Raw genomic sequence first — 15,265 nt, forward strand, 5'->3', positions numbered from 1 at the left:
GCAGTGAGCCCCGACAGATTCAGCTCAGGAGTAGGGACTATGACAAAAAGAAACCGGCCCTTGGCCGCTTTGATGGTCGGCTGTGTGTGTGTGGGTGCGGCCGGTGTGGCCCACGCGGCGGTGGACAAATACCTGGTGGACCCGGGCCACACGTACCCGGCGTTTGAGGCGGATCATTTGGGTGGCTTGTCGATTTGGCGCGGCAAAATCAACAAAACAAAAGGCACGGTCACGCTGGACCGGGCCAACAAAACCGGCACCGTCAACATCGAAATGGATGCCAGTACGATTGACTTTGGGCACAGCAAAATGAACGAAGAGGCCAAAGGCGTCGAGATGTTCGATGTGGAGGCTTACCCGACAATTGAGTACGTGGGCAAGGCCATGCGTTTTGAGGGTGACAAGCCGGTGGAGGTGTTGGGCGAGCTCACCTTGAAAGGCGTGACCAAACCCGTGAACCTCACCATCAAGCAGTTCAAGTGCATCAACCACCCCTTCAAGAAGGTGGAGGTGTGTGGTGCCGATGCGGAGGCCAACTTCAAGCGCACTGACTTCAACCTGGGCTACGCGGTGGACCGCGGTTTTTTGCCCGAGGTGAAGGTGCGCATCTCGATTGAGGCGGTCAAGCAGCCTTAGGCTGCTGCCACCGCGGCTTCAATTTCTGCAAAGGTGTTGGCCTTCACCGGGTCGAACACGGGTATGCCCATTTGACGGGCAATTTGTGTGGCTGAAAACAAACCGACCACCCGCAGGTTGCCCTGCCGGTTGTCCACCACCAGCGCATGTTGCCGATTGTGGGCTTTCAGTGTCGCAATGATGTGGCCCACCTCAGCGCGGGACACTGCACCAAACTCCAGAAACTCCAGATCGGGCAGTTTCACCATGACGTCGTTGACCGTGAGTTCAAGCACGCTGCGACCGCTGTTGGCGGCTTGCACAATGGCGCGCTCGCCAGCCAGGTCGTTGGCGGTGATCAGGCCCAGCAGGTTGCCTTGTGTGTTGCGCACAAACAGTAGCTTCACGCCACACACAATCATGGTGGTGCGGGCTTGCTCAAGGCTTTCGGCTGGGTCGATGCTCACCGGCTGAATGCGGCGAAGGTCGGTCATGGCGTCAAAGGCAGGTGAGTCGGCTGTCAGCTTGATCGGCCGGCTGGGGTCGCTGACGGTTATCACGTCGGTGGCGCCTGCGGTGATGTGTTCAAGCGGCTGATAGTGTTGTCGAATCATTGCCCTAACCCCCTTCTTGTGTTTGAAAGTCCAGTCTACGCCGCTGCCTTGAAGTTACAAGTGCGGGCAAACACGGAATACAGGAACAAAGGCCCCTCAATTGTGCGTGGCCTTGCTTCTGTGAGGGTTTTCAGGGGTGGATGGTTCTCAGCTTTACAAAGCTTTACTTGAGCGGGGTGCCCAGCGCATAGGGCAGCAGGTCCATCACCTCGGTGCTGATGCCCATGGACAGGTGCGGTGTCTGGATCTCGATGTGTTCCACATTGGGTGAGAATCGGTCGATGCAGGCCTGCCAGCTGACGATGCTGTCTTTTTTGCAGTACAGGGCCACGATGGGGCACACAATCGGCTGTTCAAAGCGTTTCAGGGTGCTGTTCTCGATGGACTCCACATCGGTGCCCTTGAGGTCGTAGAGACCGCGCACCGCTGTGTACTTGGGGCCACCCACCACAGGGCTGCCGATGGTCACTATGCGGCTCACGTTTTGCTGCACTTCACGTGCTGCTTCGCGGGCCAGGTAGCCACCCAGGCTCCAGCCCAACAGTTTGATGGGGCCTTGGGCTTCGTCGGACAGGCGTTTGATGTCATCAATCACTTGCGGCAGCAGTTTGCCCACTTCGCCATGGTTGAAGCCCGCGCTCCAGTGCACCGCGTTGTAGCCCAGCGATTCCATGTACCGCTTGATGAAGCTCATGGCGGCAGGGCCCGAGCCAAAGCCGGGCAACAGCAAAATGGTTTGCCCCTGCCCCACATTTTTGCGGGGCAAAAAGCGCCACTGAACCGCGAGTTTGGCCGCTTCCAGCGGTGCCCGGGCTTCGCCCAGCAGCAGGCTTAGTTTGGGTTTCCGGATGGTGTTTCCGTAACGTTTCTGGAATTCGGCTTTGTTCATGGCGCGGGTGGGGTTTTTGTATACACCCGTGAACATACGGCATGCCGGGCGCTTGGACAAAGAATAAACCTTCTAGCCCGGCTGCGTGAGCGCAAGCCCCTGGTTGGACAGCCGAACCCGCAAGGTCAGCTCTTTGGCCAGGTTGCGCAACAGGGGTGTGGCCAATTCAGGGCCCAGTTGGTGATAGGTCTGCAGGGGCAGGTGCAACACGGTGCAGGCGGTGTCGGCCACCAAGGTGGCCGAGCGGGGGCGTTGGTCCAGCAAGGCCATTTCGCCAATCAGGCTGCCGGGGCAAAACCGCATCAAGCGTTCGGAGTGGGTGCCACTTTGGTGCCAGGCGCTCATTTGGCCTGCAGCCAGCACATACAGGCCTGTTGCGGCATCGCCCTCGCGGAACAGGGCTTCGCCAGCGCCCAGTTGCTGGGGCAGCCAAGCATCCATCAGTTGTGTTTGCAGGTGTGGGGGCAGGCCATCGCACACATGGCTGTTCAACAAGGCTTGGTCGGAAGGCGGATTGGCAAGCCCGGGCGCAGCGCCAAGCAGGTGGTTTTCCAGCCAGTAAAATGCATCATCGAGGTGGCTGGTGGTGTGCAGGCCACAACCCTGGCACAGTTGCAGCAGCGCATGGTGTGTTTCGGTTGGCACGTGCTGGGCTGCTGGCAACACGGCCACACTGTGCCCCTTCAAGTGGGGAAGGTTGCTGCCCAAGGCGCGCACCAGGGCTTGCACGGCCGTGTCGTCCACATACCGCACCCGCGAAAAATCGGCCACCCAATGGGCGCAGGGCTTGAGCTCGTCCTGCAGCCGAATGGCCAGCGATGCGGCATTCCCAAAAAACAGGCTGCCGTCCAGCGTGACCCTGCACACCTGGAGAAATGCGCGGTCCAAGGTTTGGCGATCGCCCCGGGGGCGCAATGTGCGGGATCTGCCTTGGGGGCGGTGCTCAAGCGCCAGCAGCCCACCCACCGATTGCTGACGCAAAAAGTACGCCGCCACAAACAACACGCCCACCAAGGTGCCAACCAGCAGGTTGCTGAGCGCAGTGGCCCCCACCATGCCGATGAGCACCCACACGGTAAACCGGGCATTGCTGTCCATGCGGCGGTGTTGGCTTGGGCGAAAGAACTGGCCCACCCACTGCAAGGTTTTTCCCTGAATCAGAAAAAGCGAGCTGATGGCGACCACCGTGGCCAGAATGTGCAGTGGCAACTGGTCCATGACCGGCCACAGCAGGGCGCTCAAGACCAGCAACACGGCACAATAGGCGGCCTCGCTGCGGCGGGTTTTGCCACCCACCGCCAGCCCGTTGTTGCTGCGGGACACATAGTTGGAACTGGGCAGCGCCAGCAGCAGGCCATTGACCACCGTCGCCAGTGCAAGGGTGTTCAGCTCGCGCGCGGTGTCGTGGCGGGTGTTCAAGGTTTGGTCCACGGTGAGCAGGGACTGCATGCTTTCCAGCACCACCAGCAGGGCAATCACGCTGGCACCGATGACCAGTTGAAGGCCCAGGCCCGGGTGTTGCCACAATGCGGCCAGTGCGTTGTTGGCCGAAGTAACCCAGTTCACGGTGTGCGGCCAGTGGGCTGTGGTCAAGCCCAGCAAGGGGCTGGTGATGGGCAGCAGGTGCTGGCAGGCTTGCTGAACCGCCAAGCCAGCAAGTAGTGCAATCACGATGCCCCAGGGGTTGGGCCGAACCACCCGGAAATACACCACCAGTGCTGTGGTGAGCGCGGAGATGGCGGCCACCAGCCACGAGGCCTCTGACAGGTGGTTGGCTGCGTGGGGCACACCCACAAACACGGCAAAACCCACCATGGCCGGCAATAATTTGTAAGCTGAAAACAGGCCCAGGGTGGTGTTCATGCCGATGAGCACGGGTGCAGGCAAGCACTGCATAAGCCGTCCCACGCCTTGCCGTTGGGCCAAAAAAACCAGCATCCCAGCCAGCACGACTTCAAGCGCGGTCAGGCCCACCAGCGCTTCCAGGCTCAGGGTTTGAGCCTGGGATTGAAACCCAATGATGGAACCCGCCACGATGAGGGCGGTGGAGGAGCGGGGGCCGCCAAACTGAACGGGCGCCTTGCCCAGCAGAGCACCCAGCGCGCTGCCCACCAGTGCACTGACAAGGCCAGCGTACAGACCAATGGCCAAGCCGTCTTGCCCCAGGGGGGCAAAAGCCAGCATGCCGTAAACCAGGGCTTGTGCAAAACCCGCCAGTGCAACCAGGGCACCGGCCTTGATGTCAGCGTTCAAGCAATCCTCTCGCAGAGTCGATGTTGGGCGGGCCCGTTGGACGAACTGCAACTCAACACCGAGTCTACGCGAAAGGTTTACTTCGAGGTGGGCATGGCAAATTCAGCGCCTTTCTGGGTGCTGTCTGGCCAGCGTTGCATGATGGACTTCTGGCGGGTGTAGAAGCGCACGCCTTCTTCGCCGTAGGCGTGCATGTCGCCAAACAGGCTGGACTTCCAGCCACCAAAGCCGTGCCAGGCCATGGGCACCGGAATGGGCACGTTGATGCCCACCATGCCCACCTGCACCTGGCGCCCAAACTCGCGCGCGGTGTTGCCGTCGCGGGTGTAACAGGCCACGCCATTGCCGTACTGGTGGCTGTTGATCAGTGCCAGCCCTTCGGCAAAGTCTTTCACGCGGATACAAGCCAACACCGGTCCAAAAATTTCTTCCTTGTAAATGCGCATGTGCGGCTTCACATGGTCAAACAGCGTGCCGCCTGTGTAAAAGCCTTTCTCGAAACCGGCTGGCTTGTGGCCACGGCCATCGACCACCAGGGTGGCGCCTTCGTCCACGCCAATCTGGATGTAATTCTCAATGCGCGCCAGTGCCTCGGCCGTCACGATGGGGCCCATCTCGGCCTTCAGGTCCATGCCATCGGTGATGCGCAGGGTGCGCACGCGCTCGGCCAGTTTGGGCATGATGCGGTCGGCCACATCGCCCACCAGCACGGCCACGGAAATCGCCATGCAACGTTCGCCCGCGCTCCCATAGGCTGCGCCCACCAGCGCGTCCACCACCTGGTCCAGGTCGGCGTCGGGCATGGCCAGCAGGTGGTTTTTGGCGCCACCCAGGGCCTGAACCCGCTTGCCGTTGCGGGCACCGGTTTCGTAAATGTATTGGGCAATCGGCGTGGAGCCCACAAAGCTCAGGGCCGACACATCGGGGTGGTTCAGCAGGGTGTCCACGGCCGACTTGTCGCCATGCACCACGTTGAACACGCCGTCGGGCAGGCCAGCTTCTTTCAGCAAGCCCGCCATGAAGTTGGCGGCTGACGGGTCGCGCTCGCTGGGCTTGAGGATGAAGGTGTTGCCGCAGGCAATGGCGACCGGGAACATCCAGCAGGGCACCATGCACGGGAAGTTGAACGGCGTGATGCCGGCCACCACACCCACGGGCTGGCGTGTGGTCCAGTTGTCGATGTTGGTGGACACCTGCTCGGTGTAGTCGCCCTTCAGCAGCTGTGGAATGCCGCAGGCAAATTCAACAATCTCAATGCCCCGGGTGACTTCACCCTGGGCATCCGTAAACACTTTGCCATGCTCGGCGGTGATGATGGCGGCCAGCTCATCCCGATGCTGGTTCATCAGCGCCAAAAAACGGTTCAGGATGCGCGCACGCTGCAGCGGGGGTTTGTTGGCCCAAGCGGGCAGGGCGGCTTTGGCAGCGGCCACCGCTTCGTTGACGGTGGCTGGCTCGGCCAGGGCCACCTGTTTTTGAACCACGCCATGCGATGGGTTGTAGACCGGCGCTGTGCGGCTGCCCGCAGGCAACACCGATTGACCGTTGATGACATGGGGAAGCGGGTTTTCACGTGCTGCGGCGTTCATGGCGGTGGGTTCTTTTGGTGAAACAGGAAGCTGACATTCTTGCCCGTGGGCACAACAGCGGCCATCGGGACTAACACCATACGGGCAAACCCGGGGATATTTGGCCAATTTGCACTTCATGACAGCGCATCCACTTTGTGATTTTTGAAGTAATACCCAATACCGGTAAAAAAGCAGCAGCCGGACAGCCGCTTGCGGCTGGCAACAATATTGAGGAGACAGTTGTGATCAATGTGCGTCAAAGCCGGCTAGGCTTGTTGACCGTCAGCGCCCTGGTGTTGGGCTTGGCGGGTTGTTTGGGTGGCAACGGGAGTGGCGGCGTTGCCGGCACAGACGGGCGGACCACGCCCAGCGAAGTGGACTACAAATACAATGCCACCATCACCCGCACCACCTACGGCGTTCCACACATTGAGGCCAAGGACTACGGCAGTCTGGGCTATGGCGAAGGGTATGCCTTTGCTGAAGACAACCTCTGCGTGTTCCTCGAGGACTTGTTGACCATTCGTGGAGAGCGGGCCAAATACTTTGGCCCCACCGGCACCTACACGATTGAACCCAATGGCTCGACCGCCAACAACGTGGACAGCGACTTCTTCTGGAAGAGCCTGTTTGCGTACAAAGAGAAGGGCACCGATGGCACGGAGCGCAATGCCTGGCAGCGTACCCGAGACAAGACCGTGCCCGATTTCCAAAATGTGGTGACGGGCTATGTGGCCGGTGTGAACCGCTACATCGCCGAGCTGAAAGCCGGCAAGCACCAATACACCAAGGCCGACGGCAGCAAGGTGAGCGCCCACGCCAGTTGCGCCACAGCTGACTGGCTGCAGCCCATTGCCACCGATGACATGTACCGGCGCTTTGTGCGCCTGGCGGTGCTGGCCAGCAGCTCTGTGTTTGTGACCGAAATTGGCAGCGCCCAGCCACCCAGTGGCGGTGCCCCTGCAGCCCCTGGCTTGCCGATGGCCAAAGCGGGCACGCCGTCCACCAAGCAGCAAATTGCACTGTTGAAAAACTCGCCCAACCCCTTGGTCGCGATGCAGGACCGTGACAAGTTCGGCAGCAATATGTATGCCTTTGGCAAGGACGGGACGCAAAACGGCCAGTCGATTGTGTACGGCAACCCGCATTTCCCGTGGCGCGGCACCGAGCGTTTGTACCCCAGCCACAATACGCTGACCATCAACGGCCAGAAGAAAATGGACATCATGGGCGTGGGCCTGTATGGCGTGCCAGCGGTGCTCATCGGCTTTAATGACAAGCTGGCCTGGAGCCACACCGTGTCCACGGCGTATCGCTTCACCTTCTACCAATTGCAGGTCAACCCGCAAAAGCCCACGCAATACATGTACGACGGCGAATACCGCGACATGATTGCGTTGCCCACTGAAATTGAAGTCAAGCAAACCGATGGCACGCTCACCAAAATGCAGCGCACCATGTACCGCTCGCATTTTGGCCCCATGCTGGTGCTCAAAGCCAGTGGTGTGCCGGTGTTGGGTTGGAACCAGTTACAGGCCTTCACACTGCGGGATGCCAACCTTGAAAACGACCGGCTGATCAACCAGTTTGCCAAATGGAACATGGCCAACTCGCTGGACGAGTTCATTGAGTTGCACAAAAGCGAGCTGGGTGTGCCTTGGGTGAACACCGTGGCCAGTGGCCCCGGCCAGCCGGCTTACTATGGCGACGTCACCGTGGTTCCCAATGTGACCGATGCCAAAACAGCGTCGTGCAAGAGCGAGCCTTTCCACACGGTGGTTAACCAGTTGTCGCCTGGCTTGCCAGTGCTGGATGGTTCGAAGTCCAGTTGCGAGTGGGACACCGATTCGGATGCGCCAGCCCCCGGCATTTTTGGCGCGGGCAACCTGCCCACCCTGAAGCGCGATGACTACGTGACCAACTGCAACGACAGCTATTGGTTGACCAACCCGGCCGAGCCAGTCACGGGCTACAACCGCATCATCGGTGATGAAAACACCGAGCGCACGCTGCGAACCCGCCTGTGTATTTTGCAGGCCGAGCGCCGCTTGGCTGGTGCAGACGGCCGCCCAGGCAACAAGATGACGCAAGACCTGTTGAAGGACATCGCCCTGTCGAGCGAAATCTACTCGGCCACGCTGGCCAAACAGGCTGTGACCGACCAACTGTGCCAGTTGCCCGGCTTGCCCACCACCAGCGGCCCACCCGTGCAAACAGCCGCAGCCTGTGCTGCGCTGAAGGCGTGGGATGGCAAGTCCAACCTGGACAGCAAGGGTGCCCACTTGTGGCGTGAATTCTGGACCCGCGCCATTGCCAACCCCGGCGGTTTGCCCGTGGGCTTGCCAGGGTTGTATCCACCCCCCTTGTTCCCCAACCCGTTGCCAGCCTCGCTGCCCACCAACTTGTGGGCCACAGGCTTCAACCCGGCCGACCCTGTGCGCACGCCCAACACGTTGAACCTGCTCAACCCGTTTACGGCGGCTGCGCTGGGCGATGCGATTGCCGCCGTGCAGGCCTCGGGCTTTGCGTTTGATGCACCCATGGGCATGGTGCAGCAGTCGGGCGTTCACAAAAACACGCGCATTCCGATTTTTGGTGGGACCAGCCCGGAAGGTGCCTTCACTGTGGTGAGTGTGGACAGTCGTTTGAGCAAAGCGGGTTACAACGTGGTGTATGGCAACAGCTACATTCAGGCCGTGACCTGGCGGGATGATGGCACGCCCAAGGCCGATGCCATGTTGACTTACTCGGTGTCCACCGACCCGGCCAACCCGCATTACGACGATTACACCAAAGCCTATTCACAAAAGCAGTGGCTGACCTTGCCGTACACACCGGCCGAGATCAAGGCCCAGCAAATTGCCGAGCCCTTGGTGCTTCAAGAGCCCAAATAAGCCAACGCGTTGTGTGTGTCTCTAAAAGCCCTCCCTTTGGAGGGCTTTTTTACAAGGCCATGTCTGCTTTGGCTGCGGCATACCGCTCGTCCAGTTCCTTGCGCAATTGCTTGCGCAGCAGGGCGGCGGCATGGCGTTTTTTTTCTTCTTGGGTGCCAGGCACAAACTGCGGTACTGGTGAGGGTTTGCCGTCCTCATTCATGGCCACCATGGTGAAAAAACAACTGTTGGTGTGGGTGGCAATGCCATGGTGGAAGTCTTCGGCCACCACCTTGATGCCCACCTCCAATGAGGTGTTGCCGGTGTAATTCACGCTGGCCAAAAAGGTGACCAGCTCGCCCACGCGAATGGGCTGCAAAAACTGCACCCGGTCTACCGAGAGCGTGACCACATACATGCCCGCATACCGGCTGGCGCACGCATAAGCCACCTGGTCCAGCAGTTTTAAAATATGCCCGCCGTGCACCTTGCCGCTGAAGTTGGCCATGTCGGGGGTCATGAGCACAGTCATGCTCAATTGGTGATTGGGAAAGGGCATGGGCGTGGCGCGATGATTGTTGTCGAAGTTCAAGAGTGTACCCAAGGCTCACCCCGGCGCAAGCCCACTACAATGCAGGGGTTTGATCTGATGAGGATGCGGCATGTTGGCCGAACTGACGAAATACGCCATCTGGTGCACAAGTCCACTCGGAATGTGGGTGCTATTGACCCTGTTGGCTTTCACGCTGTGTGTTCGGCGGCCCAAAACACGCGCCTTTCTTTGCGTGTTGGCCCAGCTTCAGTTGTTGGCTTTTTCAACACCGTGGGTGGCCGATCGCCTGTTTCAACAACTGGAGCAAGAGGCTGCCCAATTGCAAGCTGCCAAACCGTTGAAAGGGCCTGTCATGGCCATTGTGGTGTTGGGTGGTGGTGTGGATGGCCGTTACGCCGGTGTGCGTGAGCAGGGCGACCTCACCGACAGTGGCGACCGCATGCTGGAAGGCGCCCGCTTGTATCGCCGTGGTGTGTCTGCCCGGGTGGTGGCCAGTGGCGGCAAGTTTGGAAACGACCCCAACAAGGGCACCGAAGCCGCTGCCATGCAATCGATTTTGCAGGACCTTGGTGTGCCACCGCACAATGTGTTGATGGACGAACAATCCCGCACCACACTGGAGAATGCCCGCTACACCCGCGAGTTGTTGGGCCCTGGCCAACACAGCATTGCTTTGGTGACCTCTGCTTACCACCTGCCCCGTGCAGTCCGCCTGTTTGAACAGGCGGGTTTTGATGTGTACCCTGTGCTGTGCGACGTGCGGGTGTTGCCCGAGCACAAACAGCTCTGGGAAGAATTGCCCCGCCATGAATCGCTTCAGCGCAGCACCCTGGCCATCAAGGAATGGCTGGGTGGTCTGCAACTTCGGGTGTCAGACTGGTATTTGAAATTTTAATGGAACACCGATGAGAACCCACCAACGCTCACCCTGGCTGGCCTTGGTCGGCCTGGCTTGCTGGCTAGGCTTTTGTAGCCCGGCTTTCGCTGGCGACACGCTGAATGCCGTGAAGGCCCGCGGCGTGGTTCGCTGTGGGGTGAGCAGTGGGGTTGCCGGGTTTTCGGCCATCGGTTCGGATGGGCAGTGGCTTGGGCTGGACGTGAGCGTGTGTCGCGCCATTGCCGCTGCTGTGCTGGGCGATGCCCGCAAAGTGGTGTTTACCCCGCTCAGTTCGCAGCAGCGTTTTGCGGCTTTGCAGGCGGGGCAAATTGATGTGTTGTCACGCAACACCACCTGGACACTAAGCCGCGATGCGGGGCTGGGTATTGAATTCACCGGCATCAGTTACTTCGACGGGCAAGGCATACTGGTGCACAAGCGCTTCAAGGTGAAGCATGCCCACGAATTGAACGGCGCAGAAATTTGCGTGCAGTCGGGCACCACCAATGAAAAGAACCTGGCCACCTACCTGGCCACGCAGCGCATCCGCGCCAAAATCATTGTGTACGACCAATTTGAGCCTGCGTACAAGGCGTTTTTTTCAGGCCGTTGCCAGGCGTTTTCAACCGATGTATCCGCCTTGGTCAGCTTGAAGAGCAGCAAAAGCGCCCACCCGGATGACTTTGAAGTGCTGCCCGAGGTGTTTTCCAAAGAGCCCTTGGGCCCTGCTGTGCGCAGTGGTGATGCGGAGTGGTTTGCGATTGTGAAGTGGGTGCTGTATGCCATGCTGGAAGCCGAAGAGCTGGGTGTTGGGCAATCCAACCTGACGCAAGCGGCCCGCAGTGACAACCCCGCCGTGCTGCGGCTGCTGGGCCAGGCTGAGGACATTGGCAAACCCCTGGGCCTGCCGCGCGACTGGGTGGCCACCGTACTGGCCCAAGTGGGCAATTACGGCGAGGTGTACGAGCGCACCTTGGGGCGGCAGTCGCCCCTACAGCTGCCCCGGGGATTGAATGCACTGTGGACCAAGGGTGGGCTGATGTATGCGCCCCCGTTGCGTTAAGGGGCTCACGCCGTGAGCCTGAGTTTTTTATCAGACCCTGCAGGCTTTTCACTCAGTGAAGGCTGGTTGGCGCTGGGGTACACCGCACCGTATTGGCAGGTGTTTCTCAATGGTTTGCTCAACACCTTGAAGGTGGCACTGCCCGCCCTGTGCCTGGCGGTGGTACTCGGTTTCTCATTGGGTTTTGGTTTGCTCTCGCCCAACCCGGTGTGGCGGCGCACCGCACGGGTGTATGTGGGTGGGGTGCGCAACGTGCCCTTGCTGTTGCAGGTGTTGGCCCTGTACTTTGGGGCCAGCCTTTGGCTGCCGGTGGCCAGCGAAGCGTGGGCATTGCCGGGCGGTGTGCTGTTGAGCAAAAGTGGACTGGCGCTGCCTGCAATGGTGAGCACTGCGCAGGGTTGGCACGTGGACTGGCCACACATTGGCCGCTTTGCGGTGGAGGGCGGCTGGGTGCTCAGCCCCGAATACCTGGCACTGTTGCTGGCCTTGGGTTTGTACACCGCCGCCTTTGTGGCCGAGCTGGTGAAGGGAGGTGTGTTGTCGGTGCGGCCTGGCATGGCCCAGGCGGCACTGGCGCTGGGCCTTACCCCGGCGCAGGCGCGGCGCTGGGTGGTTCGCCCCTTGGCGTTGCGCGCCATGCTGCCCCCCTTGGCCAACCAGGTGCTCAACCTGCTGAAAAACGCGTCGCTGGGTGTGGCCATTGGTTATCCGGAACTGGTGTCGGTCGCCAACACATCCATGAACCAAAGCGGCAAAGCCACCGAATGCATGCTGCTGGTGCTGTTGATGTATGCATTGCTGAGCGCTGTGGCCGCCGTGTGCATGGCCGCCTTGAACAGCCGCGCCATGCGGGGCAGTGCATGATGCAACACAGGCTGAACAAAGCATTGACCGTATTGTGGCTGGCCTTGTTGGGCTGGCTGGCCTACAGCCTGCTGCGTTGGGGCCTGTGGCATGCGGTGTGGTCGCCCAACTTGGCGGCTTGCACGGCGCTGCAAGGGCAGGGCGCTTGTTGGGGCGTGATTGCTGAAAAAGGCCGTGTGATGCTGTTGGGGCGTTACCCGCTTGCGCAGCAATGGCGGGCCATCGCGGTTGTTGTGCTTTGGACCGGCTGGGTGTTTGCCGCATTGCTGGGTTGGCTTCATGGCCGGTGGCTGTGGTGCAGTGGTGCTGCGCTGCCCGCTGCGTTGCTGTGGTTCATGCATGGGGGCGCTGGTTTGCCCGTGGTGAGCAGCACCCTGTGGGGTGGTTTGCCGCTTACTTTGCTGATTAGTGGTGTGGGGTTCGCTGGTGCGTTTCCACTGGCGGTGGGGTTGGCGCTGGGGCGCCGGTCACGGTTGCGGCCCATTCGCTGGGCCTGCACAGTGTACATTGAGGTGCTGCGGGCCTTGCCTTTGGTCAGCGTGCTGTTTTTGGCAGCCTTTGTGTTGCCCAAATACATGTCAGGCTCATGGCTTGAGCCCGACTTGTTTGCTCGGGTTACCTTCACCATTGCGCTTTTCAGCGCGGCATACCTTGCCGAGGTGGTGCGGGGTGGCTTGCAGGCGGTGCCCAGGCACCAAGCGGAGTCGGCCCGGGCTTTGGGCTTGACCGCCTGGCAAGTGCAGCACTGGGTGGTGTTGCCACAGGCGCTGCATGTGGCCATGCCCGGCGTGGTCAACAGCTTTGTCACGCTGTTCAAGGAATGTTCGCTGGTGTCGATCGTGGCCCTGTTTGAGTTGACGGGTGCTTTGGGCTTGGCGCTGTCGGGCGACCTTCACTGGCGGGCCTTTTATCTGGAAGGGTATGTGTTCATTGCGTTGATCTACTGGGTCTATTGCTTTGGTTTGTCCAAAGCGGTTGAATACAGACAGGCAGTGTTCGGGGCTTTTGCGTCGGTTGGCCGTTAGAGCAGAATTTCTAGACCCTGAAGCCCTGTTTGTGTACAGTTGTACACCAATAGAACAACACCACCGTTCAGGGAGTGAGCACAGCATGAACACCGACAAGCCCGAGCACAGCACCGACCATGGCACCGCCGAGCGTGGCCGTGGCGACCCCACCACCGCTGAAACACTGGAAGGCACGCTAATGCTGGTGGGCGACACCATTGCACAGGCCACTAGCCGCGTGCATGAGTTTCACCGGGCCATTTCGGACATTCCCTTCAAAGCGGTGGGCACGGCCACGGTGTCGGCCAGCAAGCCGGTTGAAATGGTGCACAACGAAATCACCGACTTGGTGTACGGCGCTGTGCGCGAAACGGGCAAGGGCCTGTTTTCCGGTGCGGCCTGGGTGGTTCGCCAAGCCAACCAAAGCCTGTCGTCCCCGCAAATCATTGACGAAGCCTTGGGCGGCGAGCTGATGGAGCAGGTGTCCCGCGTGCCGGTGCCCGGCGTTCCCGGCGACACTGCGGCCAAGCGCGTGTCTGCCATTTCCAGCGCCATCAATGGCGTGTTTGGTGACCACTTGGCCGCCACCCGCAACCCCATGGAAGTGAAAATGGGCCTGTACGCCCATGGCCAATTGGTGGGCACCACCCAAGAAGAATTGATGCAACAGTTCCCCCAAGCCACGCGCCACCTGGTGGTGTTTGTGCACGGCCTGTGCTGCAACGAGGACAGCTGGAACCTGTATGTGGACTCCGCCCGGCCTGAAACCCGCCCTTATGCGGTGCGGTTGGAAGAAGACTTTGCCCTGACAGCGCTCCACCTGCGTTACAACACCGGCCGCACCATTGAGGCCAATGCCCGGCAGTTCAAGCGCTTGCTGAACAAGCTGGTGCGCAACTGGCCGGTGGCTGTTGAGGGTGTGACCCTGGTGGGCCACAGCATGGGCGGTTTGGTGAGCCGCGCGTTGGTCGAAATGATCGACCATGATGACCTGATTTTGCGCCGGGCCATTCGCGATGTGGTGTGCCTGGGGTCACCCCACGACGGGGCCCCCTTGGCCCGTTTGGCCGCAGCAGGCGAACAGTTGTTCAATCGCTTTGAGTTGTCCAAGCCACTGGGCCGTGTGCTGGGTGTTCGGTCACGGGGCATTCGGGATTTGAAGGACGGCCTTGGCCCCCTCAAAACCCACGACGGCCACGATGTGATGTTTCACCTCATTGGTTCATCCATTGGTGACAGCACCGGCAGTTGGCTGCCCAACACGGTGGGCGACGGCTTGGTCACGGTGAAGTCGGCCTTGGCCGATGACACTGGCCGTGCGCAGCGCCTGGCGTTTTCGCACAAGCACCACATGAACCTGCTGAACGACCCCGAGGTTTACCTGGAACTGCAAATGGTGATGCGCCAGCATTTGCGCCAGCGCGTGGAATAAGCCGGCTGTTTGGTTACCAGAACATGGGTGACAGGCGGTGCTCGGCCAAGAACACCGCTTGCGTGGTTTGCAGGTAATTGGCCAGCAGCTCGGCGTAGTGGCGCTTGGCGGCGGCACTCTCCATGCGGCTTTCTATCAGGTTCATGCCGTAGTATTTCAGCGCCATGTTGGCCCGCATGCAATCAGAGGTCCAGCACGGCAGGTGTTGCAAAATCTGGCCCACAGCATCTTGAAATGCAGTTGAAAAATTCAGGAAATCCGACTCGGTCATGCCGTCCAGCATTTGCAGGGCGTTGTGCACAACCTGGTGGCGGCACTCCGCATTCAGGCGCAGGCTGCGTGCTTGAAAGGTGCGCAGGAAATCCAGCAGCAGTGTGTCAGTCAACTGTTGTGCCGGTACACCATACAACAGGTTGACGCGGGTTAAATCAATGTGCAACTGGATGGCAAACTGGCCCGACACATTGCGGGCGCTCAGTGCCCAACACGCACCCAAGGTTTCAAAAAACACTTCACGCTCGTAGCTTTGAACCTTGGCCACAGGGCGGTACAGGGTTTGGTGGGGTGCGCGAATGCTCATTGTAAAACCAGCCTTGTGCAAGATGGGACAACCCATTCTTGCAAAAGCCGGGGTGCGCAACCATCACGTAAGTG

The 15,265-nt window shown here is 60.2% G+C and carries 13 protein-coding genes; 7 read left to right on the forward strand and 6 right to left on the reverse strand.

Annotated features, from left to right (window positions below; translation table 11 throughout):
• The first annotated feature begins 39 nt into the window (after window positions 1-39).
• Window positions 40-636: a YceI family protein gene (locus tag VGE55_RS13815; protein ID WP_414675033.1), complete on the forward strand. Its 597-nt coding sequence runs from the start codon at window positions 40-42 to the stop codon at window positions 634-636.
• Here VGE55_RS13815 and VGE55_RS13820 read toward each other — a convergent pair.
• The 4 genes from VGE55_RS13820 to VGE55_RS13835 form a co-directional block, all read right to left on the reverse strand.
• The gene (locus tag VGE55_RS13820) at window positions 633-1,229 is read right to left on the reverse strand and encodes a CBS domain-containing protein (protein WP_331132250.1); all 597 of its coding nucleotides are present in this window, start codon (window positions 1,227-1,229) and stop codon (window positions 633-635) included. The two genes, VGE55_RS13815 and VGE55_RS13820, sit on opposite strands and share 4 nt — an antisense overlap.
• 163 nt (window positions 1,230-1,392) lie before the next feature.
• Window positions 1,393-2,154: a hypothetical protein gene (locus VGE55_RS13825; RefSeq protein WP_331132251.1), complete on the reverse strand. Its 762-nt coding sequence runs from the start codon at window positions 2,152-2,154 to the stop codon at window positions 1,393-1,395.
• Between the two features lie 36 nt (window positions 2,155-2,190).
• Window positions 2,191-4,371, reverse strand: coding sequence for a cyclic nucleotide-binding domain-containing protein (locus VGE55_RS13830; protein WP_331132252.1), 2,181 nt, complete (start codon window positions 4,369-4,371; stop codon window positions 2,191-2,193).
• Window positions 4,372-4,448: 77 nt separating this feature from the next.
• Window positions 4,449-5,960, reverse strand: coding sequence for a CoA-acylating methylmalonate-semialdehyde dehydrogenase (locus VGE55_RS13835; protein ID WP_331132253.1), 1,512 nt, complete (start codon window positions 5,958-5,960; stop codon window positions 4,449-4,451).
• Window positions 5,961-6,184: 224 nt separating this feature from the next.
• Here VGE55_RS13835 and VGE55_RS13840 point away from each other — a divergent pair, with 224 nt between their 5' ends.
• Window positions 6,185-8,836 (forward strand): penicillin acylase family protein, encoded by a 2,652-nt coding sequence (locus VGE55_RS13840; RefSeq protein ID WP_331132254.1) that lies wholly within the window; start codon window positions 6,185-6,187, stop codon window positions 8,834-8,836.
• A 49-nt stretch (window positions 8,837-8,885) separates the two neighbouring features.
• On the opposite strand, the gene VGE55_RS13845 is transcribed toward VGE55_RS13840, so the two are convergent.
• Window positions 8,886-9,374: an acyl-CoA thioesterase gene (locus VGE55_RS13845; RefSeq protein WP_331132312.1), complete on the reverse strand. Its 489-nt coding sequence runs from the start codon at window positions 9,372-9,374 to the stop codon at window positions 8,886-8,888.
• A 103-nt stretch (window positions 9,375-9,477) separates the two neighbouring features.
• On the opposite strand from VGE55_RS13845, the gene VGE55_RS13850 reads away from it, so the two are divergent.
• The 5 genes from VGE55_RS13850 to VGE55_RS13870 all read left to right on the forward strand — a co-directional run bounded on the left by VGE55_RS13850 (window position 9,478) and on the right by VGE55_RS13870 (window position 14,611).
• Window positions 9,478-10,263, forward strand: coding sequence for a YdcF family protein (locus tag VGE55_RS13850; RefSeq protein ID WP_331132255.1), 786 nt, complete (start codon window positions 9,478-9,480; stop codon window positions 10,261-10,263).
• A gap of 10 nt (window positions 10,264-10,273) precedes the next feature.
• A complete protein-coding gene (locus tag VGE55_RS13855) occupies window positions 10,274-11,308 on the forward strand; it encodes an amino acid ABC transporter substrate-binding protein (protein WP_331132256.1) in 1,035 nt (344 codons plus the stop codon).
• 12 nt (window positions 11,309-11,320) lie between these two features.
• Window positions 11,321-12,172, forward strand: a complete 852-nt coding sequence (locus tag VGE55_RS13860; RefSeq protein WP_331132257.1) for an ABC transporter permease subunit — start codon at window positions 11,321-11,323, stop codon at window positions 12,170-12,172.
• On the forward strand, window positions 12,169-13,197 hold the full coding sequence (locus VGE55_RS13865) for an amino acid ABC transporter permease (RefSeq protein WP_331132258.1): 1,029 nt from the start codon (window positions 12,169-12,171) through the stop codon (window positions 13,195-13,197). The genes VGE55_RS13860 and VGE55_RS13865 overlap by 4 nt, the downstream gene beginning before the upstream one ends.
• A gap of 85 nt (window positions 13,198-13,282) precedes the next feature.
• Window positions 13,283-14,611 (forward strand): esterase/lipase family protein, encoded by a 1,329-nt coding sequence (locus VGE55_RS13870; protein WP_331132259.1) that lies wholly within the window; start codon window positions 13,283-13,285, stop codon window positions 14,609-14,611.
• A gap of 13 nt (window positions 14,612-14,624) precedes the next feature.
• Here the strand turns inward: VGE55_RS13870 and VGE55_RS13875 are convergent, their stop codons facing one another.
• Complete coding sequence (locus tag VGE55_RS13875; protein ID WP_331132260.1) at window positions 14,625-15,191, reverse strand: hypothetical protein; 567 nt, start codon at window positions 15,189-15,191, stop codon at window positions 14,625-14,627.
• Window positions 15,192-15,265 lie beyond the last annotated feature (74 nt).

The sequence above is a fragment of the Limnobacter sp. genome, assembly GCF_036405155.1.
Taxonomy (GTDB): Bacteria; Pseudomonadota; Gammaproteobacteria; order Burkholderiales; family Burkholderiaceae_B; genus Limnobacter.